The organism is Streptomyces sp. NPDC001393, from assembly GCF_053597455.1.
In genome coordinates this window covers 1-22,115 of record NZ_JBSFIH010000030.1, presented here as the reverse complement: position 1 = coordinate 22,115, position 22,115 = coordinate 1, and the positions used below count along the sequence as shown (strand labels likewise).

Annotated in this window: 16 protein-coding genes and 2 pseudogenes; 9 read left to right on the top strand and 9 right to left on the bottom strand. The window is 69.4% G+C overall.

The genetic code is table 11. From position 1 onward, the window contains the following. Positions 1 to 27: 27 nt before the first annotated feature. The 4 genes from ACWC2T_RS27955 to ACWC2T_RS27940 all read left to right on the top strand — a co-directional run bounded on the left by ACWC2T_RS27955 (position 28) and on the right by ACWC2T_RS27940 (position 6,706). Positions 28 to 1,626 carry a family 1 glycosylhydrolase gene (locus ACWC2T_RS27955; RefSeq protein WP_450673115.1) on the top strand — a complete coding sequence of 533 codons (1,599 nt, stop codon included), beginning with the start codon at positions 28 to 30 and terminating at the stop codon, positions 1,624 to 1,626. After that, the gene (yicI, locus tag ACWC2T_RS27950) at positions 1,623 to 3,905 is read left to right on the top strand and encodes an alpha-xylosidase (RefSeq protein WP_450673114.1); all 2,283 of its coding nucleotides are present in this window, start codon (positions 1,623 to 1,625) and stop codon (positions 3,903 to 3,905) included. Before ACWC2T_RS27955 ends, yicI begins: the two co-directional genes overlap by 4 nt. A 358-nt stretch (positions 3,906 to 4,263) precedes the next feature. Beyond that, positions 4,264 to 4,704, top strand: coding sequence for a hypothetical protein (locus ACWC2T_RS27945; protein WP_450673113.1), 441 nt, complete (start codon positions 4,264 to 4,266; stop codon positions 4,702 to 4,704). Positions 4,705 to 4,723: 19 nt separating this feature from the next. Continuing rightward, entirely contained in the window at positions 4,724 to 6,706 is a 1,983-nt protein-coding gene (locus ACWC2T_RS27940) for a glycoside hydrolase family 31 protein (protein WP_450673112.1), read from the top strand. A gap of 127 nt (positions 6,707 to 6,833) precedes the next feature. On the opposite strand, the gene ACWC2T_RS27935 is transcribed toward ACWC2T_RS27940, so the two are convergent. The 3 genes and pseudogenes from ACWC2T_RS27935 to ACWC2T_RS27925 all read right to left on the bottom strand — a co-directional run bounded on the left by ACWC2T_RS27935 (position 6,834) and on the right by ACWC2T_RS27925 (position 8,765). After that, positions 6,834 to 7,145: a glycoside hydrolase family 97 C-terminal domain-containing protein gene (locus ACWC2T_RS27935; RefSeq protein ID WP_450673180.1), complete on the bottom strand. Its 312-nt coding sequence runs from the start codon at positions 7,143 to 7,145 to the stop codon at positions 6,834 to 6,836. 51 nt (positions 7,146 to 7,196) lie between these two features. After that, positions 7,197 to 7,697 (bottom strand): annotated as a pseudogene (locus tag ACWC2T_RS27930) (glycoside hydrolase family 97 catalytic domain-containing protein); the annotation flags it as partial. Between the two features lie 18 nt (positions 7,698 to 7,715). Beyond that, positions 7,716 to 8,765, bottom strand: a complete 1,050-nt coding sequence (locus tag ACWC2T_RS27925; protein WP_450673111.1) for a glycoside hydrolase family 97 N-terminal domain-containing protein — start codon at positions 8,763 to 8,765, stop codon at positions 7,716 to 7,718. Between the two features lie 430 nt (positions 8,766 to 9,195). Here ACWC2T_RS27925 and ACWC2T_RS27920 point away from each other — a divergent pair, with 430 nt between their 5' ends. After that, positions 9,196 to 10,566, top strand: a complete 1,371-nt coding sequence (locus ACWC2T_RS27920) for an RICIN domain-containing protein (protein WP_450673110.1) — start codon at positions 9,196 to 9,198, stop codon at positions 10,564 to 10,566. A 539-nt stretch (positions 10,567 to 11,105) separates the two neighbouring features. Here the strand turns inward: ACWC2T_RS27920 and ACWC2T_RS27915 are convergent. From ACWC2T_RS27915 to ACWC2T_RS27895, 5 genes and pseudogenes are all read right to left on the bottom strand, one after another. Continuing rightward, positions 11,106 to 11,330, bottom strand: a pseudogene (locus ACWC2T_RS27915) (transposase); the annotation flags it as partial. A gap of 338 nt (positions 11,331 to 11,668) precedes the next feature. Continuing rightward, the gene (locus ACWC2T_RS27910) at positions 11,669 to 12,031 is read right to left on the bottom strand and encodes a peptidoglycan-binding domain-containing protein (RefSeq protein WP_450673109.1); all 363 of its coding nucleotides are present in this window, start codon (positions 12,029 to 12,031) and stop codon (positions 11,669 to 11,671) included. Between the two features lie 62 nt (positions 12,032 to 12,093). Then, positions 12,094 to 12,510 carry a hypothetical protein gene (locus ACWC2T_RS27905; protein ID WP_450673108.1) on the bottom strand — a complete coding sequence of 139 codons (417 nt, stop codon included), beginning with the start codon at positions 12,508 to 12,510 and terminating at the stop codon, positions 12,094 to 12,096. A 132-nt stretch (positions 12,511 to 12,642) separates the two neighbouring features. Then, positions 12,643 to 12,768 (bottom strand): hypothetical protein, encoded by a 126-nt coding sequence (locus tag ACWC2T_RS27900; protein ID WP_450673107.1) that lies wholly within the window; start codon positions 12,766 to 12,768, stop codon positions 12,643 to 12,645. A gap of 494 nt (positions 12,769 to 13,262) precedes the next feature. Continuing rightward, entirely contained in the window at positions 13,263 to 14,372 is a 1,110-nt protein-coding gene (locus tag ACWC2T_RS27895) for a redoxin domain-containing protein (protein ID WP_450673106.1), read from the bottom strand. 689 nt (positions 14,373 to 15,061) lie between these two features. On the opposite strand from ACWC2T_RS27895, the gene ACWC2T_RS27890 reads away from it, so the two are divergent. Continuing rightward, positions 15,062 to 15,307 (top strand): hypothetical protein, encoded by a 246-nt coding sequence (locus ACWC2T_RS27890; RefSeq protein ID WP_450673105.1) that lies wholly within the window; start codon positions 15,062 to 15,064, stop codon positions 15,305 to 15,307. Positions 15,308 to 15,338: 31 nt separating this feature from the next. Here ACWC2T_RS27890 and ACWC2T_RS27885 read toward each other — a convergent pair whose 3' ends face one another. Continuing rightward, positions 15,339 to 18,164, bottom strand: a complete 2,826-nt coding sequence (locus ACWC2T_RS27885; RefSeq protein WP_450673104.1) for a BTAD domain-containing putative transcriptional regulator — start codon at positions 18,162 to 18,164, stop codon at positions 15,339 to 15,341. A 116-nt stretch (positions 18,165 to 18,280) separates the two neighbouring features. On the opposite strand from ACWC2T_RS27885, the gene ACWC2T_RS27880 reads away from it, so the two are divergent. The 3 genes from ACWC2T_RS27880 (at position 18,281) to ACWC2T_RS27870 (ending at position 21,716) form a co-directional block, all read left to right on the top strand. Continuing rightward, positions 18,281 to 19,387, top strand: a complete 1,107-nt coding sequence (locus tag ACWC2T_RS27880; protein ID WP_450673103.1) for an epoxide hydrolase family protein — start codon at positions 18,281 to 18,283, stop codon at positions 19,385 to 19,387. 131 nt (positions 19,388 to 19,518) lie between these two features. Further along, positions 19,519 to 20,934, top strand: coding sequence for an MFS transporter (locus ACWC2T_RS27875; protein WP_450673102.1), 1,416 nt, complete (start codon positions 19,519 to 19,521; stop codon positions 20,932 to 20,934). A 62-nt stretch (positions 20,935 to 20,996) separates the two neighbouring features. Beyond that, the gene (locus ACWC2T_RS27870) at positions 20,997 to 21,716 is read left to right on the top strand and encodes a GNAT family N-acetyltransferase (RefSeq protein WP_450673101.1); all 720 of its coding nucleotides are present in this window, start codon (positions 20,997 to 20,999) and stop codon (positions 21,714 to 21,716) included. Positions 21,717 to 22,115: the final 399 nt, after the last annotated feature.

Here is a 22,115-nt window from a genome sequence, read left to right as displayed (position 1 = left end):
CACCGAGAGAACAGTGAGGTGCGCCGCATGAGTAGGTTGGCCTTCCCGGAACTGCCACCCGGCTTCCGGTTCGGCGCCGCCACTGCGGCGTACCAGATCGAGGGCGCCCACGACGAGGACGGCCGCGGCCCGTCCATCTGGGACACCTACAGCCACACCCCGGGCCGTACCCCCGGCGGCGCCACCGGCGACACCGCCTGCGCCCACTACCACCGCTACCCCGAGGACGTCGCCCTGCTCCGCGGACTCGGCGTCGACGGCTACCGCTTCTCCATCTCCTGGCCGCGCCTGCTGCGCGACGGCACCGGTGCGGTCAATCGGAAGGGCATGGACTTCTGCGACCGGCTGATCGACGAACTGCTCGCCGCCGGAATCGCGCCCGCCGCCACCCTCTACCACTGGGACCTGCCCCAGGCCCTGGAAGACCGCGGCGGCTGGCGCGTCCGGGAGACCACCGGGGCTTTCACGGAGTACGCGGCCCTTGCCGCCGAGCGCTACGGCGACCGGGTGGAGCGCTGGATCACGCTCAACGAGCCGTTCTGCTCCGCCTTCGTCGGCTACGCCGAGGGCCGGCACGCGCCCGGCGCCCGGGAGGGCCGCGGGGCCCTGGCGGCCGCCCACCACCTGCTGGCCGCTCATGGCCTGGCCGTGCGGGAGCTGCGCGCCGCCGGCGCCCGTGAGGTGGGCATCACGCTCAACCTCGACGGGCTGCACGCCGCCTCCGACCACCCCGAGGACCAAGTGCCCCGGCAGGCAACGTTTGCCCGTCAAGGAGCGGCGTCCGGTGCGTGCTCTCGGCGTGTCGGGTGCAAGTCCTCGTACTGGACGTACTTGGGCTTGTGCCCGGTGCGGCGAGTGGGGGCACCTCCCACGCCCTTAAGGCAGTGGGGGAGCGTGCCGGGCGTCACGACGGGGCGAACGTTGCCTGTTGGGGCACTAGCCGCCCTGCGCCGGGCCGAGGTGCTGCACAACGAGGTCTGGACGGAGCCGCTGTTCGCCGGGCGCTACCCCGAGCACGAGGCCGAGACCTGGGAGGGACTGGCCGACGGCCCCTGGCGCCGGCCGGGGGACCTGCAACTGATCGGCGCACCAATGGACTTCGTCGGCATCAACCTCTACCGGCCGATCACCGTCGAGGCCGCCCCGCACCGCGAGGACGACCCCGAACTGCGCACCGCCATGGACATCGGCGTCGCCGAGCCGAACCCGTACGGCACCCGGCTCACCACCATGGGCTGGCCCGTCGTCCCGTCCGCGCTCACCGAACTGCTCTGCGGACTCCACGCCCGCTACCCGCAGCTCCCGCCGGTCTGGATCACCGAGAACGGCTCCGCCGAGGACGACACCGTCGCCCCCGACGGACAGGTGCACGACGAGGAACGGATCGACTACCTGGCCGGCCACCTCACCGCTGTCGCCGACACCATCGCGGCCGGCGTCGACGTGCGCGGCTACTACGTCTGGTCCCTGCTGGACAACTTCGAGTGGGCCCGCGGCTACGAGCAACGCTTCGGCCCGGTCCGCGTCGACCACGACACCCTGACCCGAGCCCCCAAGGACAGCTACCACTGGTACCGGGGCCTGATCACCGCGCACCGCGCGCGGACGGAGGAACCTGCCCGATGAAGTTCACCGACGGCTACTGGCTCATGCGCCCGGGCGTCACCGCGCGCTACGCCACCGAGGTCGCCGACGTCCGCACCGGCGAGGACCGGATGACCCTCTACGCGCCCGTCAAGCACGTGCGCGGCCGCGGTGACACGCTCAACAGCCCGCTGCTGACGGTCGAGTGCTGGTCCCCGGCCGAGGGCGTGATCGGGGTACGCACCACGCACCACGCCGGATCGGTGCGCCGCGGGCCGGAGTTCGCGCTGCTCGGTGCGGAGCCGGGGGCCGGAAAAGTGCACCGTAAGGGCGAGGTGGTGCAGCTCAGCTCCGGAGAACTGACGCTGCGGGTCGACACCTCCCAGCCGTGGCGGCTGGAGTTCAGCGCCGAGGGTCGGGTGCTGACCACCGTGGGTGAGCGCGGCACCGGCTTCGTCACCGACGCCGACGGCCGTCACCACATGCTCGCCCAACTCTCCCTGGGAGTAGGCGAGTTGGTGTACGGGCTGGGGGAGCGGTTCACCCCCTTCGTCAGGAACGGGCAGACGGTGGACATCTGGCAGTCCGACGGCGGCACCAGCAGCGAACAGGCCTACAAGAACATCCCGTTCCACCTGACCAACCGGGGCTACGGCGTCTTCGTCAACCACCCGGGCAAGGTCAGCTACGAGGTCGGCTCGGAGTCGGTCGGGCAGGTGCAGTTCAGCGTCGAGGACCAGTCGCTGGAGTACTTCATCGTCCACGGCCCGACCCCGAAGCAGATCCTGGCCCGCTACACCGCGCTCACCGGCCGCCCCGCACTGCCCCCGGCCTGGGCGCTGGGCCTGTGGCTGACCACCTCCTTCACCACCGACTACGACGAGGCCACCGTCAACCGCTTCGTCGGCGGCATGGCCGAGCGCGGCATCCCGCTGAGCGTCTTCCACCTCGACTGCTTCTGGATGCGCGAGTACCAGTGGTGCGACTTCGACTGGGACTCCGACACCTTCCCCGACCCGGCGGGCATGCTGGCCCGGCTCAAGGAGCAAGGCCTGCGGATCTCCGCCTGGATCAACCCCTACATCGCGCAGAAGTCCGCGCTGTTCGAGGAGGGCATGCGCGAGGGTTACCTGGTGCGCCGCCCGGACGGCACCGTCTGGCAGTGGGACCTGTGGCAGCCCGGCATGGCACTGGTGGACTTCACCAACCCGGCCGCCCGCGCCTGGTACACCGGCAAACTGCGCACACTCCTCGCACAGGGCGTGGACTGCTTCAAGACCGACTTCGGCGAGCGCATCCCCACCGACGTCGTCTGGCACGACGGCTCCGACCCGGAGTTGATGCACAACTACTACACCCACCTGTACAACCGGGCCGTCTTCGAGCTGCTGCGCGCCGAGCGCGGCGAGGGCGAGGCGCTGCTCTTCGCCCGCTCCGCCACCGCCGGCGGCCAGCAGTACCCGGTGCACTGGGGCGGCGACTGCGAATCGCACTTCAACGCCATGGCCGAGTCACTGCGCGGCGGGCTCTCCCTCGGTCTGTCCGGGTTCGGCTTCTGGAGCCACGACATCGGCGGCTTCGAGGGCACCCCCACCCCCACCGTCTTCAAGCGCTGGACGCAATTCGGCCTGCTCTCCTCGCACAGCCGCCTGCACGGCAGCAAGTCCTACCGCGTCCCGTGGGACTACGGTGAGGATGCCGTCGAGGTCACCCGCGAGTTCACCCTCCTCAAGCACCGCCTCGCCCCCTACCTGCAGCGCGCCGCCCAGCAGGCGCACACCACCGGCGTCCCGGTGATGCGCGCCATGGCGCTGGAGTTCCCCGAGGACCCCGCCGCCGCCACACTCGACCGGCAGTACCTCCTCGGCGACGACCTGCTCGTCGCCCCCGTCTTCACCGACGACGGCACGGTCGAGTACTACGTGCCCGAGGGGACCTGGACCAACTTCCTGACGGGAAATCAGATCACCGGCCCGCGCTGGGTGCGCGAACAGCACGGCTTCCACACCCTGCCGCTGCTCGCCCGCCCCGACTCCGTCATCCCCCTCGGCGCCGACGACCAACACCCGGTCTCCGCCTGGGCCGAGGGCGTGGAACTGCGGGTCCACGCCTTCGCCGAAGGCGCCGAGCGCACCGTGGTGATCCCGCGCAGCGACGGCCCCGGCCGGACCGCCGTCTTCCACCTGCGCCGCGAGGGCGGCCTGCTGCGGGTGACCACCGACAGCCCGCACTCCTGGCAGCTGCGCACCGGCGGCCCGGACGGCGTCGTGCACGTCAGCCCGCCCGGCACCGCGGAGGCAGAGCTGCCCTACCCGGACTGAGGCCGGCCCCCCGGACGCGAGGCCCCGCGCGCCCCCGCAAGGGCGTGCGGGGGCCTTGCCCCCTCCAAACCTGGCACCCGGAGGTACCCGTGCAGAGCCGCACCAAACGTCACCTCACGCCCGCCGCCCTCGACGCCCTGCTGCGCACCTCCGTCGGCATCGGGTGCCGTCTGGAGCACGAGCTGACCGACGGCTGGTTCAACAGCGCCTACCGCGTGCTGCTGCATGATGGCAGGCCCGCCGTCGTCAAGCTTGCGCCACCGGCCGACGCACCGGTACTGCGGTACGAGCGGGGCATCCTCGGGACGGAGACGATGGTCCACCGGCGGCTCGCAGCGCTACCGGGAGGACAGTTCCGGTGCCCGAACTTCTCCACGCGGAAGAGGAGTTCATCGTCCTGTCGCTCCTGGAGGGAACTCCGTGGGACAAGGCGGGCGAGCAGCTCTCCGCCGACGCGGGGGCCCTGCTCCGCCGGGAACTGGGCGCGATCACCGCCCGACTGCACACCCTGGCCCCGGCCGACGGCCGCTTCGGCTACCCGGCCGCCGAGCTGGTCTCCCTCGCCTTCGGCGGCGACACCGGCCCGGACAGCGACCTCGCCGCCGGTTACGCCGCAGCAGGCGGCAGCCTGGACTTCAGCCCAGGACCACCTTGCGTTCTGCCGTCGGATGCTCGCCGACTCCAGCGCCCGGCTCCGGGCGCTGGGGCAGACAGCCTTGGATCCAGGTCGTTGCTCCTGCTGCGGAAAGCACATACCACGCCGATGTTCGGCGACCGGCCGTACTCACCCGCAACTTGAGAAGAACAGAGGAATCACCTTGTCCTACATCGTCCGCGCCGGCGGTCTGGAACGGCACACCGCCGCAGAGATTCTCCGCATCGAGCCCTGGGGACCCGACGCCGTCCGGGTGCGGGCCTCGTCCGGGACCGTCGACCCCGCAGCCCCCGGTGCGCTGGAGAGCCCCTCGCCCGCCCCGCACGCCGAACTGTCCGTATCGGACGACGGCTGTGCCCGCCTCGTCAACGGCCGCCTCGTGGCCGAGGCCTCGGCGGACGGCCGGCTGAGGTTCAGCCACGCCGTCTCGGGCCGCGAACTCCTCGCCGACAAGGGCCCGTACGGGCCGCCCGGCGGCCCTCGCGTCCACGCGGCGGGCGGCCGGACGGAACAGCACTTCGAGGCGTACGACGGTGAACGGCTGCACGGCCTGGGGCAGAACCCCAACGGGCGCCTGAACCAGAAGGGTTGCGTGATCGACCTCGTCCAGAGCAACACCGTGGCGGCCGTCCCCTTCCTGCACTCCTCGCGCGGCTACGGACTGCTGTGGAACAACCCCGCCACCGGCCGGGTCGAACTGGGCGCCGACACCACCCGGTGGACCGCCGACGCCGGCGGGCGCATCGACTACTGGATCACCGCCGGCGACACCCCGGCCCAGATCCTGGACTCCTACACCCGGGCCACCGGACGCCCGCCCCTCCTGCCCGAGTGGGCATCCGGTTTCTGGCAGTCGAAACTGCGCTACCGCACCCAGGACGAACTCCTGGCGGTGGCACGGCAGTACAAGGAGCGCGGACTGCCGCTGTCCGTCATCGTCTGCGACTTCTTCCACTGGCCGAGGATGGGCGACTGGCGTTTCGAGGAGAGCGAGTGGCCCGATCCCGCCGCCATGGTCAAGGAGCTGACGGACCTCGGGGTGAAACTCGCCGTCTCGGTGTGGCCCACCGTCGAGCCCGGCAGTGAGACGCACGACGAACTGCGCTCGGCCGGACACCTGGTACGGGACGCGGGTGGCGGCCTGCTCAGCTTCCCGTGGCCGTCCCGGTTCAGCGGGGACGCGCTGATCAGCCCCATGGCGTACTACGACGCCACCCACCCCGGAGCACGAGCCGCGCTGTGGCAGCGGCTGAACGACAACTACCGTTCGCTGGGCGTGGCGTGCTTCTGGCTGGACGCCTGCGAGCCCGACTTGCCCCGGGACCTCGCCGACCGCGCCGTCTACGCGGCCGGGCCGGCCGCCGAGGTCGCGAACCTCTACCCCGTGCTGCACACCCGGGCAGTGGCCGACGGCCTGCGCGCGGCGGGCGAGGACCGGCCGCTGTCGCTGGTCCGCTCCGCGTGGGCGGGCAGCCAGCGGCACGGGGCCCTGCTGTGGTCCGGCGACATCCCCGCCACCTTCGGCTCCCTCGCCCGTCAGATCAGGGCCGGGCTGAACGTCGCGATGAGCGGCATTCCCTGGTGGAACACCGACATCGGCGGCTTCTTCGGCGGCGACCCGGACGACCCGGCGTACCGCGAACTGCTGATCCGCTGGTTCCAGTACGGCACCTTCTGCCCCGTCATGCGGCTGCACGGGGACCGCAGCCCCCATCACCCCACCTTCTCCGCGGACATGACCGGTGGGCCGAACGAGGTCTGGTCGTACGGGGAGGAGGCCTACGGCATCCTCCGCGACCACCTGGGGCTGCGTGAGCGCCTGCGCCCATACCTGAGGAGGCTCTCCGAGGACGCCCACCGCACCGGGGCCCCGCCGATGCGCCCGCTGTTCTTCGACTTCCCCGAGGACCAGCACGCCTGGGACGTGAGCGACCAGTTCCTGCTCGGCCCCGACGTGCTGGTGGCACCCGTGTACGAGACGGGTGCCCGGACCCGCCGGGTGTACCTGCCGTCCGGCGCCCGCTGGCTCGACCCGGCCACCGGACGCGTGCTGGAGGGCGGAACGATGCTCGACGCCGAGGCACCACTGGAGCGCATCCCGGTCTTCGTACGGGAAGGGGCAGACGTCGCAGCCCGGCTCGGCTGACCTGCCCCAAAGCTCTTGTCCGAAGCGCCGAAGCGTTCGGTCGAGACACTCTCGGCCTTGACCTTCGCGCGGTCGAAGGCCGGTCACCCGTTCTTCGTCGAGACCAGCCATCCCGGGTCACGGCCGCTCATCCTTGGCTCAGGACGACCGCCTGGCCGCCGGCGGGGGCCATCGCGACGCTCAGTGTGGTCGACGAGGTCACGGTCTGTGTGCTCACGACGACGGGGGTCTGGTACGGGCTGCTCCCCGGTGTTCCGTCGGCATAGATCGTCGCGGTGTAGGGGCCGCTGCCGAGGAAGGACAGCGGGATCGACAGGGTCCGGGCGGTCTCGTTGGTCATCGCCCCCAGGTACCAGGTGGTGCCGCTGCGCCGGGCGACCGCGATGTACTCGCCGATCGCACCGGCGAGGGTCCTGCTCTGGTCCCAGACGGTGGGTATGGCGTCGAACCAGGGCAGCCCTGGCCAGTTGGAGGGGGTGGAGTACTTCGAGGGGGCGTCGTACCAGTACAGGAACTCCAGGGGCTGGTAGTACACGGCGGCCATCGCCATCTGGTGGGCGTTGGTCGTCCGGTCGCGGGACTGGCCGTAGCAGATGGTGTAGTCCATCGGGCCGCCGATGTTGCGGGTGAAGGGCAGGGTCACGTTGTGCGTGGCGGTCGGGAAGTGCTCGTTGCCCCGCACGCCCTCCAGGCTGATCCAGTGGGGGTAGGTCCGCTCGTAGCCGAACGGCCGTACGTCGTCGTGTGTGTCGATCAGCAGCTTGTACTTGGCCGCTGTCCTGACCCAGGCGGTGATCTGGTTCGTCATCGCCTGTGTGCCGTCGTTGATGAAGCCCAGCTTGACGCCCGCGACGCCCCATCTCTGGTAGCGGGCGAACAGGCTGTCCGGGCTGCTCAGGGCCATGGGGTTGACGTAGAGGAGGACGCCGATTCCTTTGCCGGTGGCGTAGGAGATGACCTTGGGCAGGTCGATGGCGGAGATCGGCTGCGTGGCGTCGGTCGAGGTGTGCTACGGGCCGTACCACCCCGAGTCGTACTCGATGTACTCCAGGTCGCGGGCGGCGGCGAAGTCGACGCCCGCCAGTCCGTCCGCGGTGGTCAGGTTGCACCGGAAGACCTTGCCCGGTCTGATCCACGACGTGTCGGCGAGAGCGCCGGCCGGGGCCAGGTTGAGCACCAGCTCCGCGCTGTCGACCAGTTCGGCGTGGGTGGAGCCGATCACCACAGCGCGCCAGGGCGTGGCGAACGGCGTACTGACGGTGGAGGTCGTCTGGACCGCTCCCGAGCCGCGCGCGGTGTGCTGCATCAGGTACGCCGCGAGGGTGTTGGGCTGTTCGGAGACCGAACTGAGCATCATGCGCGGGTAGTTGATGCGGGCCGACTCGCAGACGCAGGCGATGAGCCCGCTGCTGTAGGTCGCGGTGAGGGGGAGGTCGGTCAAGGGGCCGGTGTCCGTGGAGGAGGTTCCGGTGGGCGGGATGGAGCCGGGCGCGACCGGGTTGTAGTCGTCCTCGTCCCGCGCGCTGTAGACGAGTGTGCCGTCCGGGAAGACGAACGTCGTCAGTTCGCCGGCGATGGCAGCGGTGCCCGGGTCGAGCAGGACGTAACGGAATGCGACTCCGGTCGCGTAGGCCCGTATCTGGACACCGAAGTTGATGGAGGTGTGGTTGTCCCGGAGGTTCCAGCGCATCTCCTGGTAGGTGTCCAAGACGGTCGCGCTGCGGCCGTACACCGGGTTCCATGTGCTGTCGACGTGCCAGTGCTGATAGTCCGTCAGAACGGCGTCGGTGCCGAGGGTGGTTCCGTCGCTCAGCCGCAGGCCCATGGCCGAACCGGCCACGACTGTCGCGCCCTTGCGCCGGGCCGACCACTGGAGCGAGCCGCCCGTCAGCGACATGGTGATGCTGGTGGCGCCGTCGAGCGATGTCGCGGTGACGGAGGCGTCCGAGGCCTCGGCCGGATGTGTGCTGCCGATGCCCAGCGCGGCCGTTGCGGCGGCGACAGCTGCGCCCTTGAGCACCCTGCGGCGGGAGGGTTCCTGAGGCCCTGGCACGTTCACGGCCGTTCCACCTCGCTTGGATCTTGTTTCCAACAAACTCAACCAGCAAGTAACAGATTCTGACTGTCGCGAAGTTTCTACGCCCGCCCCGAACCAAAGGTCAATCCCTCGTATCCGCCCCTTCGCATGTCCGAAATCCTGGACAGTCCGGGCGACTTGCGGCCCTGCCGAGCCCGGCTAGGTACGCCGCGCGCCGGTCAAGCTTAAACAAATTCGAACGCCGTCCTTGACGCCGCAAACATGCCACGACTCTCATGGGTCTCCGCCGACACCAAGGGACCGTCAACCTCGACAGAGAGGGACGCACATGTTCAAGGGAGATCCCCGGACGCCCGGAACCCGATGGCGGCGCAGAGCCACCGCGTTACTGACCCTGCTGGGAGGCCTTGCAGCGCTCCTGCTTCCGGCGACCGAGGCGCACGCGGCCTCGGTGTCGTTCACCACGGGCGCCGCACGCACCGACCAGAACGGGAACGCGCTGCAACTGCACGGCCTCGGCATCATCAAGGTGGGCAGCACCTGGTACGGCTTCGGGGAGGACAAGACCGGCGAGACGTCGTCGGACACATCGTTCCAGGACATCCCGTGCTACACCTCGACCGACCTGGCCAACTGGACCTACCGGGGCGTCGCCCTGGCCAGGCAGAGCAGCGGCGACCTGGGGCCCAGCCGCGTCGTGGAGCGACCCAAGGTCATCTACAACGCCTCGACCAGCACCTACGTGATGTACATACACATCGACAGCACCAACTACTCCGAGGCCAAGGTCGGTGTGGCGACCAGCAGCACCCCCTGCGGCCCCTACACCTACCGGGGAAGCTTCCGGCCGCTGGGCAACCTCAGCCGTGACCTCGGCCTGTTCCAGGACACCGACGGCACCGCCTATCTGCTGAGCGAGGACCGCAACAACGGCCTGCGCATCGACAAGCTGTCCGCCGACTACCTGTCCGTGGACAGCGCCGTGGCGGTGCTCGGCAGCAGCGGCAGCAGCGGCAGCGTCGAGGCGCCCGCCATGGTCAAGGCCAACGGCATCTACTACGTCTTCGGCTCGCACCTGACGGGCTGGGGCCTCAACGACAACATCTACGCCACCGCCACGTCACTGGGCGGCCCCTGGTCGTCGTTCCGTGACCTGGCCGCACCCGGCACCCACACCTACGGCAGCCAGACGGCGAACGTCATCACCGTCCAGGGCTCCTCCGGCACCACCTACATCTACGCCGGCGACCGCTGGAACACCTCCGACCTCGGCGCGTCGAAACTGATCTGGCTGCCCCTGACCATCAGGGGAACGACGGTGAACCTCGGCCAGTACCCCACCTGGTCACTCGACACCGCAGCGGGAACCTGGACGGCCGACAGCGGGATCCCCGCTGAGGGCGTCCACACCCTGAAGGATGTCAACAGCGCCATGCCGATGGATGTGTCGAGCGGCTCCACGGCGAACGGTGCCAAGATCATCCAGTGGCCGTCCACCGGCGGTACCAACCAGCAGTGGACTCTCACGCGGGTGGGGGACAACATCTACACGCTCAAGAGCGTGAAGAGCGGCCTATGCCTGGACGTGCCGAACCAGTCGACCGCCACCGGCCTGCAACTGCAGCAGTGGACCTGCAACGGCGGGACCAACCAAGAATGGTTCCTCGACCTCGTCGGCAGCTACACCGGCAGCACCTACATGCTCGCCGGCGTCGGGAGCGACCTGGACATCGGCGTCACGACCGCCTCGACCACCGGCGGAGCGGCCGTGGACCAGGAACCGGGCACGGGCGCGACGAGCCAGCAGTGGGGTCTTTCCTGACAGGTGCGCCAGGACCACTGAAGCGGATCAACGACCACGTCGGCCATGTGTTCCTGACCCCGCAACGCCTCCACCCGGCCGAGGAGTTCGTCATCCGGCACACGGCGGCCAGGCCGTCACCATCGAGCAGCACCTGTGCCGCTTCGCCGCCGCCCAGCGCCTGTCCAGGTGGACCGAGGCCGCGAACTCGTCAGCCTCCTCGGCCACGAGCACTACGCACAGCCGTGGGCGGCCGTGCTGTCCTCCGCGGTGGCGGGGCGGGGGTCGCCGAGGTGCTCATCGGACAGCCCGTGGCCCGGTTGTACGCTGACGTCACGGCCGAGTCCTCCGGCCTGGCAGGCCACCGCGCCCACCCCGCTGTTCGATCAAAACCGCCCTCATGATCGATAGGAATACGGCTTCTGATGCCCGCACCACTCGTTCCGGAGAACTGGACGGCGCAACCGCAATAGCCTGGTCGGTCTGAGGAATGACGGCTGATGCCCCGGTGGAGAAATCCGCCGGGGCATCAGCGTGTGCGGCAAACGAACAGCCCCTCTGCGGGCCCCTTCATCAGCGTCGCCTCCGTGTTCGAGGCCGCCAGGCCGCAGGAGTTGGGCGGCTACACCTGATCGCTTCGCCTGCCGCACCCAGCTACGCAGCGTCTCGCCGGTCACCCCCACGTCAGCGGCCATCGCCGCGTACGTGCGCTTTCCGCCGGCTGCCCGATACAACGCGACGGCATCCTTCCTGAACTCCTCCGGGTACGGAGACCGACGCCCCACCTGGACATGCCTTCCTGGACCATCAAGATCCATTCTCAGGGTGTCCACCCCGCAGGGAGAGCCTCACGGTGAGCTTCTCCCCGCACCGCTTGCACACCGGGCGCCGCCACTCCTGCTCAGCGGTCCGGCGCTGTTCCTCCTCCGCGTCGGCGCGGGCGGCCTGGAGGCGGTAGAGAGCGTCGCCCGTCGGGGTTGTCGAGCGCGTCGGTCAGCGTCTGCTGTTCGGCCCGTCCCAGGCGGCGCCCCAGGCCGTCCCCGAACAGGATCATCGCCTCTCCTGCTCTCCGTTGTCCACGTCGGTGCCGGTGCCGCGCCGGTCGACGCGATGGCAGAGTGCGTCAGCAGACGTAGTATTGGGAACTCGCCCAGTAGTCCAGCTTGGACCAGGTCTGCGGCCCGACGATCCCGTCCACGGGCTGCAGCCCGGCACACTGCTGGAACTTGATGACGGCCGCTTGCGTTTGGTCGCCCCAGGAACCGTCGATGTTCAGGTCGGTGGTGTTGTTCATGTCCCAGTTCAGCTCGCACTGAAGCGCTTCCACGGCGATGCCGCTTGAGCCGTAGCTCAGAGTCGGCTCGCTGGAGGTGTAGTTGCCGCACGGCTTGCCCGCTTGTGCGGCAGAAGCCGTTGCGGTGCCCGCGACGCCAGTGGCGAGCACAAGGCCGACCACTGCAAGACTGCCGATCACCTTGTTGCGCATGAATTCGTTCGCCTCTCGTTCAGGATTTCAGTTATTGAGCGCGAGCCGCCGACCCGGCCGCGTCACCTCTCATACGGCCAGTACTGGCAGTTGGTGGAGGTGATCGGTGTGGTGCCGACGTACACGATGCCGTGCCAGTTGATGTCGACGGTCGATCCGGACCCCCACTGGGTGTTGCTGGCCCACACAGGGGTGCCGGAGTCGGTGTAGACGACGAAGTTCCCGTCGGACTGGTAGTCGGCGTGTGTCGCCCCGGAGCCGTTGGTGCCCGCCGCCCAGCACGCCGCCTTGGCGTCGTTGGGGTCGGTGTCGATGGAGACGTACTCCACCAGGCTGCCGTCCGACTGCATCTCCAAGAGCACCGCGTTGGTTCCGCTGCTGTTGAGACGCCAGATGTAGTCGCCCGCGTAGAGAGTCTGCCCCCGGCTGAGAGAGGAGCCGAGGTCGCCGGCCGAGGCGCCGGTAGTTGTCGCGAACATCAGCGCCGGGATGGCCAGGGCCCTCCGGCGATCTTGGATATGTGAGTTGTAGGCATGGGTGCCTCCGAAGATGAGTTTGGTTCGTTTGATGGCATCGCTGCCCATTCAGTGCACGCAGGGTGAGCAGGCGTGTCAGGGGCAGCTCGTGACGGTGCCCGCAGACTGAACGTCGGCGAAGGCGCCACTGGCACCAGCGCCGACCATGAGCATGAGCGCGGTCGCGGCGACCACGGTGATGCGGCGAAGACTCTTCAGCATGGGTAACTCCTGTTAATGGGTAGGGGAATGAAGAGGACCGCCTGTGAGCGTGGGCACTTCTTCGGGGCGGCGAGGATGGTGCGGGTTGTCTGGCCCTCCCGGCAAAGACCGGCAAGCCACGCGATGCCACCCGGCGGCACGGACGTTGCCGCAGACCGGAAACCGGTCGAAAACGTGGCGGCAACGGCCCCGGGCCTACGCCAGCCGTACCGGTGCCCGTGTCCGTGGCCTGTACTCGGTGCCCGGCCCAGGTGCCGTGTCCAGACGGCCGCGCGGCCGGGCGAAGCCCCCGGTAGAGGGCGTCCGCGACAATCCCGTCCTTGGCGCCGAAGACCCCGCAGAGCACCGCCGTCGAGTAGACGGCGGCAGCTGCGATGCGCCGCATGGTGAGCGCCCCGGAGACCTCGGTCGCCAGCAGCTCGGCGGCCAGATACAGCAGCCCCGAGCGCAGCCTGGGCACGCGCGTAGAAGCTGGACGCGGCGAAATCCGGGCCTCATGCGTGGTACCAGTCGCCGAGCGGGCGGTAGATCGGGACGCCGGCCTCGGTCAGCGCGGTGCGCCGCGCGAAGTAGCCGTCGCCCATGGGGTCCTGACCGCGCAGCGGCATCGTGCCGCGCCAGATCGTCAGGTCCTCCGGGGCCAGCTCCTCGGCACGCAGGAAGTGCCGTTCGGCGTCCTCGACCCGGCCCGCCCGGTGCAGCCACAGGCCGAGCGCCGCCTCGACGCGCGCCTGCTGCTGCGCGGCGGTGGCCGGGCGGGTGTACCGCTCGATGTCCACGTCACTGAGGCCGCTCTCGCCCTCCACGACCCAACGCCGCAGCGTGGCCAGCGCCGCGCTGGAGTCAAGTCCGGACATCTCGCGGAACAGATCCGTGGCGAACTGGGTGTCATTGGGCCGTGCGATCCGCCCGGTCTCGTCGATCCACACCACCGTCGGAACGTTGAGCACGCCGTAACGGTCGGCGACCTGGCCGTCGGTGTCGATGAGCGCCGGATGCGTCACCCCGGCCTCGGCGATCCAGGGCGCGGCGTCCTCGACCCGCCGGTCCACGGCCACGCTGACGACGGTGAAGCCGTACTCGGACAGGGCGGCGTGCTGCTGCTCCCACTCCGGCAGGTCGTATCGGCAGCCGCACCAGGACCCCCAGAAGACCAGCGCGACCTTGCGCCCGCGCAACGAGCTGAGCGTGTGCGCCACGCCGTCGGCGTCCGCGAGTGTGAAGTCCGGCGCGACCGCGACCGCCTGGGCCTGTGCACGCTCCCCCGCGGAGACGCCGAACGCGATCACCGCCGCCGTTCCCGTCGCGTTCGTGTCGACCGCCTTGGTTTCCACCGCGACGGGCCGGTCGATCAGGGTGGCGAAGGCCGCCAGGTCCAGCCCGCCCTGCTCCTCCGCAGCGGCCGCGGCGAACGCGGGCACGCACACATCCTCCCGGCACCAACCCTGCGACTTGCGCACCCACCCCAGCGCCCGTTCGACCGCCTTGGGCGCCAGAAGAATCCGACCGCCTCTCGCAATCCGCCCCGGCACGACGGCCGCCCGCCCGTCATCCAGGACCGTCACCAGGCAGTCATGGACGCCGTACACGGTGCTGCGGCTCATCGGTACTCCCATCCGATCTCACTCGATAACACTGCGGACCCGGCGGCTGCGACTCGGCTCAACCACCTGCGTGCGTCCGCCGGCGCGAACGCACGCTCCACTTGCATGCGCGGCGCGCCAGCCTCAGCTTCCGCGGAGGTTGCGATGCCACCCGGTGGCACATTGGACGTTGCCTCGGAGCGGAAACCGGTCGAAAACGTGGTGGCAACGGCCCGGGGCCCGAACCTCACTGTCACAGGCCCGTACACGTGGCCGTAGCGCGTCACGCCGGGGCGGCAAGCGTTCCGCCTGCGTATGGTCATCGCAGCAACTCTGGCCATTGCAGGGGTGCTTGAGATGGAGATCGAGATGGCCCGGGCTTTCGCGCGGTGCCGAGGAGCCAGTCTCGCAAGCGTGGGGCTGCGGATCGAAGCCGGGGCGCCGAATCAGGTACGGCGGTACGTCCTGCTGGACGCCGACGACCCGACGATCCGCACTCGCGGACTCGGTCACCGAGCCGCTGACGTGGATCAATGCCTTGGCCGAACTGGACCTTCTCGAGGGCCCGGACTGGGACAAAGACGCGCCGGGGTTCCTGATGGCGACGGAAGTCAGCCCGCCCGTACGCGCCTCGCCGACGGCTGCCGCGACCAGGCGGGGACGTCGGACGGTGTCATGCGTGTCCGGCTCCTTGCCGGTGGCGCTCGGCCGTGGCACGGGTCAGGTCGCCCGTCACCGCCCGCACCTGCGTGTTCGACCGCATCGTCACCGAGCCCCCACACCGGCGGCGCGGCTCGGGCACGGTCTTTACGGCGACCCTGGCCGCCGCCGCGCAGGACCAGGGCACCACGACCGGGCTCCTCGGCGCCACGGTCCAGGCCCGTTGGCGGTACGAGTCCCTGGGCTGGCCCCTCATCGCGCCGCTGTCAGGGTTCATCTACTTCTCGGCACGTTGACTGTCGGACGTTCCACGACAACCGCACCCACTCATCGTTGGAGCATAGCCTCGGTCTCGGTGAGGATCTCGCGGATCATCCGCGCATCCCATCCCCTGAGGCGCGGTATCAGTGCTCGCGACTCGTGCAGTTGGGACGCGGCTTCTTCCGCGCGCCCCGACCCGGCGAGCGACTGCGCGAGGAAGAGCCCACAGAATGCCTCGTTGGCGTCGTATGCCGCCGAACGGGCCATGGCGAGGGCCTGACGAAGGGTGGTTTCGGCTTCCTGGATCCGACCGAGGCGCGCCATCGAACGTCCGGTCAGCTTGAGGATGCTCGTTGACAAGGCCCGGTCCCCGAGTTCGAGGTTGATGTGCCGAGCCCGGTCGAGGTGTCCGAGCGCTGCTTCGTGGTCTCCGCTTTCGGTCTCGGCGTGGGCCAGGTTGACCAGCAAGGTCGCCTCCCGGTGGCGGGTCTGCGGGCTTCCGGCGAGGGCGAGCGCCCGCAGGTAGCACTCCCTGGCCTCGTCGTACTTTCTCTGGCGGTGCAGGACCGCGCCCAGGGTGGACAGGCACGTCATCCGGCCGGGCGGGTCGTCGATCCGCTCCAGGACGGTCAGCGCCCGCGTCAGGCAGTCCCGCGCACGGCTCACCTGGTCGAGGCACATCAGGGCGGCACCCTGCGACGTCGCGATGGCCGCTTCCGCGACGGGGTCTTGGCATCCTCGGGCGCTGGCCAGCCCGGTCTCGGTAGTTGCCAGCCAGTCCTGGAAGTGGCCCTTGAGATTGAAGTAGGCCCAGGCGAATCCCGGGATCCGCCATGCGAGGTCGTGGAGTCCGTACTCCGTTGCCAGGGATGCCAGAGCCACGACCGTGGGTCGCTCGGTCTCGCACCACGCGAGTGCCTCCTCGAAGGAGGCGAAGTTCCACGACGGGTGGCGGTCGTCCGGGGGCAACGGGTCCGGTCGGACCGCACCGGGGAAAAGGACCGCATCGGCATTGATCAGGGTACCAAGGAACCATTCGGTTGCTCGTTGTACGGCATCGCGTCGTGAGTCCCCTGATTCCTCCTCGGCCGCCCGTTCGGCGGCGAACAGCCCCAGCAGGTCGTGCAGGCGGTAGCGGTCCGGCGCAGGGCTGTCCAGAAGCCCGACGTCCACCAGGTGTTCCAGTTCCTCCTCCGCGCCGGACTCCGGCCGGTCCAGCGCGGCGGCCGCGGCCGAGAGGCTGATGTCGGCGCCCGGCAGCAGGCCCAGGATCCGGAACGCCCGCTTCGGGTCGGGCCCCCCGATTCCTGGTGCGTCGGGGAGACTGTCGTAGCTCAGGCGGAAGCTGGCCCGTACCGCGAGGTCGTCCGTATGAAGTTCGTCGAGACGGCGGTGCTGGTGGGCGAGCTTCGCCGCGAGAGCGCTCACCGACCATGACGGTCGGGCGGCCAGTCGGGCCGCGGCGATCCGAAGCGCCAACGGCAGGCCTCCACACGCGAACAGGACTTGTGAAGTCGCCGTCGGTTCGGCGGCGATCCGCTTCGCCCCGGCGATGGCGCCGAACAGCGCGTACGCCTCGGCGTCGGCGAGCGGTCCGAGGCCCATGCGCGTGACCCCGGCCAGGCCAGCCAGTGTGCGCCTGCTGGTGGCCACCACCGCGCATCCCGCCGTGCCCGGCAGAAGCGATCGCAGCTGTGCGGCATCCCGCGCGTTGTCCAGGACGACGAGCACGCGCCGTCCGGCCAAGACGCTGCGATACAGAGCCGCCCGAGACCCCTGGTCCGCGGGAATGTCTGCGTCAGCGACGCCAAGCGCGCGAAGGAAGTCCGCGAGGATCTCGCCGGGAGCCACAGGCGTGGCGTCCGCACCCCGCAGATCGGCGAACAGCCGGCCGTCGGGATATCGCGCCGCCACCTGGTGCGCGACATGCAGCGCGAGTGTGGTCTTCCCGCAGCCGCCGACTCCGGTGATCGCGACGAGCGTCGGCGTCGTTGGTTCGGACGGCGCGGCGAGCAGAGCGCGCAGTCGTGCCGCTTCGTCGTGGCGGCCGCAGAAGTCCGCGATGGACCCGGGAAGCTGACTCGGAGTCGGCAGAGGTATCGCGCCGATGCGCGACGGACCCTGGTCCTGGGCAAGGACCAGTTGGTGCAGGTCACGGAGCTCGCGCCCCGGGTCCACGCCCAGCTCTTCGGCGAAGACTTCTCGTGCGCGTTCGAACGCCAGCAGGGCGTCGGCCTGCCGTCCGCTGCGGTGGTGGATGAGCATCAGCTGCCGATGGAACGCTTCGCGTAGCGGGTGTTCAGCGACCAAGCGGTTCAGTTCGAGCACGGCGTCATCCATGAGGCCCAGTTCCAAGCCGGCGTCCAGCCTCCACTCGAGAGCCAGCAGCCGCAATTCGCGCAGATGCACCGCGTAGGGCTCCGTGACGTCGGCGAGTTCGGGTAGATCGGCGAACGGCTCATCACGCCACAGCGCCAGAGCGGCAGTCGTCTCGCGCATCACGGCGGCGTGCTCACCGCGTTCCCGGGCGGCTTTCGCCTCGGCGAGCATCCTGCCGAATTCCCGGGTGTCGAGTTCGCTTGGCTGGACCTCGAGGAGATAACCGGTGGGAACCGTCCGCAGCCGGGTGCGCCCGGGACCGAAAGACCGTCGAAGCTGGACGACGTAGTTGTTGAGCGAGGCCCGGGCCGTCGCCGGCGGATGCTCCCCCCAAAGGACCGACTCGATCCGGTCACGGGCCACCACCCGGTTCGGCTCCAGCAGGAGCAGCGCCAGCAGCATTCGGCGCTTCAGCGCCCGAAGGGGAATCACGGTGCCGGGGGCGCCTTGCACCACCATCGGCCCCAGAAGCCCGAACCACAGACGCGTGCTCGGATGGCCCTGCCCGTCCATCCGCCCAGTCAGCGATTTCTCAGGCGTTGCTGACACGTTCCTCCCCCACAGAACTCTTGCTCTGCCGGACCGACCCTACGTCCTGACCAGGGCCAAACCTACGGGAGTGCAGTGGCATGACCATGCAGGCGAAAACCAACACCGTAATCCGTCCGTTCCGTATCGAGATCCCCCAGACCGATCTGGACGACCTGCGCGACCGTCTGGCCCGGGCCCGATTCACCGACGCATACAAGGACGCGGACGGCGAATACGGCACCCCGGTCTCCCGGGTGCATCGGCTGGTCGAGTACTGGCGGAACGAGTTCGACTGGCGCGCCCACGAGGCCAGGCTGAACGCAGTCCCGCAGTTCGTCACGGAGATCGACGGCCAGGACGTCCACTTCCTGCATGTGAAGTCCGGGCGGCCGGGCGCGCTCGCCCTGATCCTCACCCATGGCTGGCCGGGTTCGCAGGCCGAGTACCTGGACGCGATCGAGCCACTGACCGCGGCCGGTTTCGACCTGGTGATCCCGTCGATCCCGGGGTTCGGCTTCGCCGGGCCGACGAGGGAGCGCGGCTGGAACGTGCAGCGGACGGCCCGCGCGTGGGTGGAACTGATGGACCGGCTCGGCTACGAGCGTTTCGGCGCGGTCGGCAACGACGCCGGCTCGATGATCTCTCCGGAGGTCGGGCGGGTCGCACCGGACCGGGTGGTCGGCGTGCATGTCACGCAGGTGTTCTCGTTCCCGTCCGGCGACTCCGCGGAGATGGATGACTTGACGCAGGAGGAGCAGACCGCGCTGGCCAAGCTCCAGTGGTTCTGGGAGAACCTCGGCTCCTTCAACCAGGTGCAGTCGCAGCAGCCGCAGACCCTCGCGCACGCGCTGACCGACTCGGCGGTCGGGCTGCTCGGCTGGAACATCCAGCTGCTGCCGGAGGACTTGGACGACGAGTTCGTGATCGCCAACGTCGCGGCCTACTGGCTGACGAACACCGTCGGCTCGGCGATGCGGTTCTACCGGGAGATGGCTTTGGACGCCGAGCGGCCGCAGGGCCCGACAACTGTCCCGACCGCGCTGTGCGGCTCGGCAGGCGACTTCTTCGGCATCCGCCGCTTCGCCGATCGCGACCACAAGAACATCGTCCGCTGGAACGTCTACGACACCCCCGGCCATTACACCGCCCACCAGGCCCCGCAGATCCTGGCGCGTGACATCACGGAATTCTTCGGCGAGATCTGACAGCGTCTCGCGGCAAGCCGCATCCATCGGGGCGCGCGGACGGGCACACCGACCGTAGCGCCCCGGCCCATCATGGGGGCCTGGACGGGCTGTGCCAACCAGATGTCGGACGACTGACCAAGTATTCGAAGGTGACCGCCTTGAGGCCCATCAGGGGCTTGCATCCGAAAAGGCGGACTGCCCGCGTCGCTGACAACTCGTCGGCCGACCCGGGCGCTCCGCCGCCGGCGCCCGCCCATGCGTGGCACATGGTGGGGCTGTTGGCCGTCACCCAGACCGTGGGCTACGGCGTGCTCCTCTACTCCTTCCCGGTGTTTCTCACTCCCACGGCGGCGGCGCTCCATACCAGTAGAACCACCGTGACCGGCGCACTGACCGCGTCGCTTCTGGCCGGGGCTGTCGCGGCCGTCCCGGTCGGCCGCTGGCTGGACCGCCACGGCGGCCGGGCTCTGATGACCGCCGGATCCGCCACCGCAACGCTCCTGGCTCTGGCCTGGTCACGCGCAGAGAGCATCGCCGCGCTCTATGCGGTGTGGATCGCGCTCGGCGCCGTCTCGGTCGCGGTCTTGTACGAGACCGCGCTGCCGGTCATCGTGTCCTGGTTCGACGCTGCCCGCTCCAAAGCGCTGCTCGTCGTCACCGCCGTCGCCGGACTCTCCTCCAGCGCCTTTGTGCCACTCGCCGGCATGTTGAACGGCATCTGCGGGTGGCGAAACGCCATCGCGATCCTGGCCATCGGCCACGGCGTCATCACCGTCCCGCTCCACGCGTGCATCCGTCGCCCGCCCGCACCATTGCGAGATCCATCCGCCACGGCTGCCGAACGCGCGGCCATCGCGGCCCACGCAACCGAAGGCGAAAAGGCCATCCGCCGAGCTGTCCGCGACACCGTCTTCTGGCTGTTGGCCGCAGCCTTCGCCGCCCAGACGTGCGCGGTGTCGGCAATCTCGGTACTCCTGGTGGCGATGCTGCGCGAACTGGGCCACGGCCCCGGCTTCGCCGCCACGGCGGCCGGACTTCTCGGCGTGCTGTCCGTCACCGGACGCCTGGCCACCGCGGCCGCCGCACGCCGCTTCTCCACCGCGACCGTCACCTCCGGGGTCTTCGTGGTCCAGGCCGCAGGCGCCGCTCTGCTGCCGGACGCAGGCCACGGCGCCCTCGGTGCCGTGGCCTGCGTCCTCGCCTTCGGTCTCGGCTTCGGCGTGGCCACCATCGCCAAGCCCGCCCTGCTCATCAACCGCTACGGCACCGCCCACCACGCTGCTTTGTCCGCGACCTGGGGCATTCCGCTGACTCTGGTCAGAGCCATCGCACCGCTCGGGGCAGCTCTGCTGTGGCACACCGCAGGACTGACCGCCACCCTCGACGCCGTGGCGAGTTGCTGCCTACTGGGCGCCATCGGCCTGGTGCTGTCCGGGACTGCCCGTTCGGGGCCGCCGACGCAAGGCAGGAACGGCTCAGAAGGAGGGCACAAGCGTCAAACCCGCGCCCATGGCGTCGACTCCGCTGACCCTGCTCCCGATCCGAAATACGGTCAGTGGTCATAGCTCGCCACGGACGTCGAATCGCAAGGGCGTCATCTCAACACGCGCAGCCACAAGAAAGGGAAATGATGCACCACACGACGAGATCCCACGCACAGACCCTGACCGCCAGAACCACCCCCGTCGCGCTCGCGACGGGGGTGGTTGAAAGGAACATCGACATCGCTCGCGCCTGGGTCGACGGCTGGGTGCTGTCGCGCGGTACCGACATGCCCATCTCGGAGGCGTGGGGACTGCGCATCGAAGTCGGGGCGCCGAATCAGATACGGCGGCACGTCCTGCTGGATGCTGACGAAACAACGATCCGCACGCTGACGACATCGGTCACCGAGCCGATGACGTGGATCAAGGCATTCGTCCAACCGAACGTGCTCAAGGACCTACTGCCCCAGCCCTGGAAGCAGGACTCACCGGCATTCTTGATGGCGACAGAACTCAGCCCGACCGAACCACATGTCCCACACGGCTACCAGGTCCAGGTCTCGACGTCCCACGGCCTCACGCATGTCCGGGTCCGGGCCGGTGACGGCTCGGCCGCCGCCCAGGGCCAGGTCGCGGTTACCGGCCGCACATGCGTGTTCGACCAGATCGTCACCGAGGTCGCGCACCAGCGGCGCGGTTTGGGTACCGCTGTCATGGCGACGCTGACCTCGGCCGCGCTGGATCAGAACGCCAGAACCGGGATCCTCGGCGCCACGCTGCAGGGTCGCGCGTTGTACGAGTGCCTGGGCTGGCACGTCGCTGCGCCGCTGGCGGGGTTCGTCTACGAGCCATCAGAACGTTGACGCCGGGCCTGCTCGACCTTGGAACGGTCCAGGTGTCGAGGTTCTGGTCCTCCGCGTTCGGTGCTCGGTGGCAGCTCCACTGCGACGCCCGGGGATGTCCCAGGCCACTACCGGCTCGGGGTGGTGACGAATGGGTCCATGCGGTTCGCCCGAGGCGGAGAACAGGCGTTAGCTTTTTGTTTAACCTCGCAGGTCACCCGACCTGCTGATCTTGGTTCGTTTTCGGGACAGCAGGGCGGCCGTTCTTCACGCTTCGAGGTGTCGAGCAACGTCGCGTGAAGGAACGGCCGCTGGTGAAGAGTCTCGCCGCTGAACAGTCCGCTGACGCCGCGTTGGGTGTCCTGTCCCACTTTCGTGTCCAGTTCTACGACTGCCTCTACACCCGGGCGGATGCGCTCT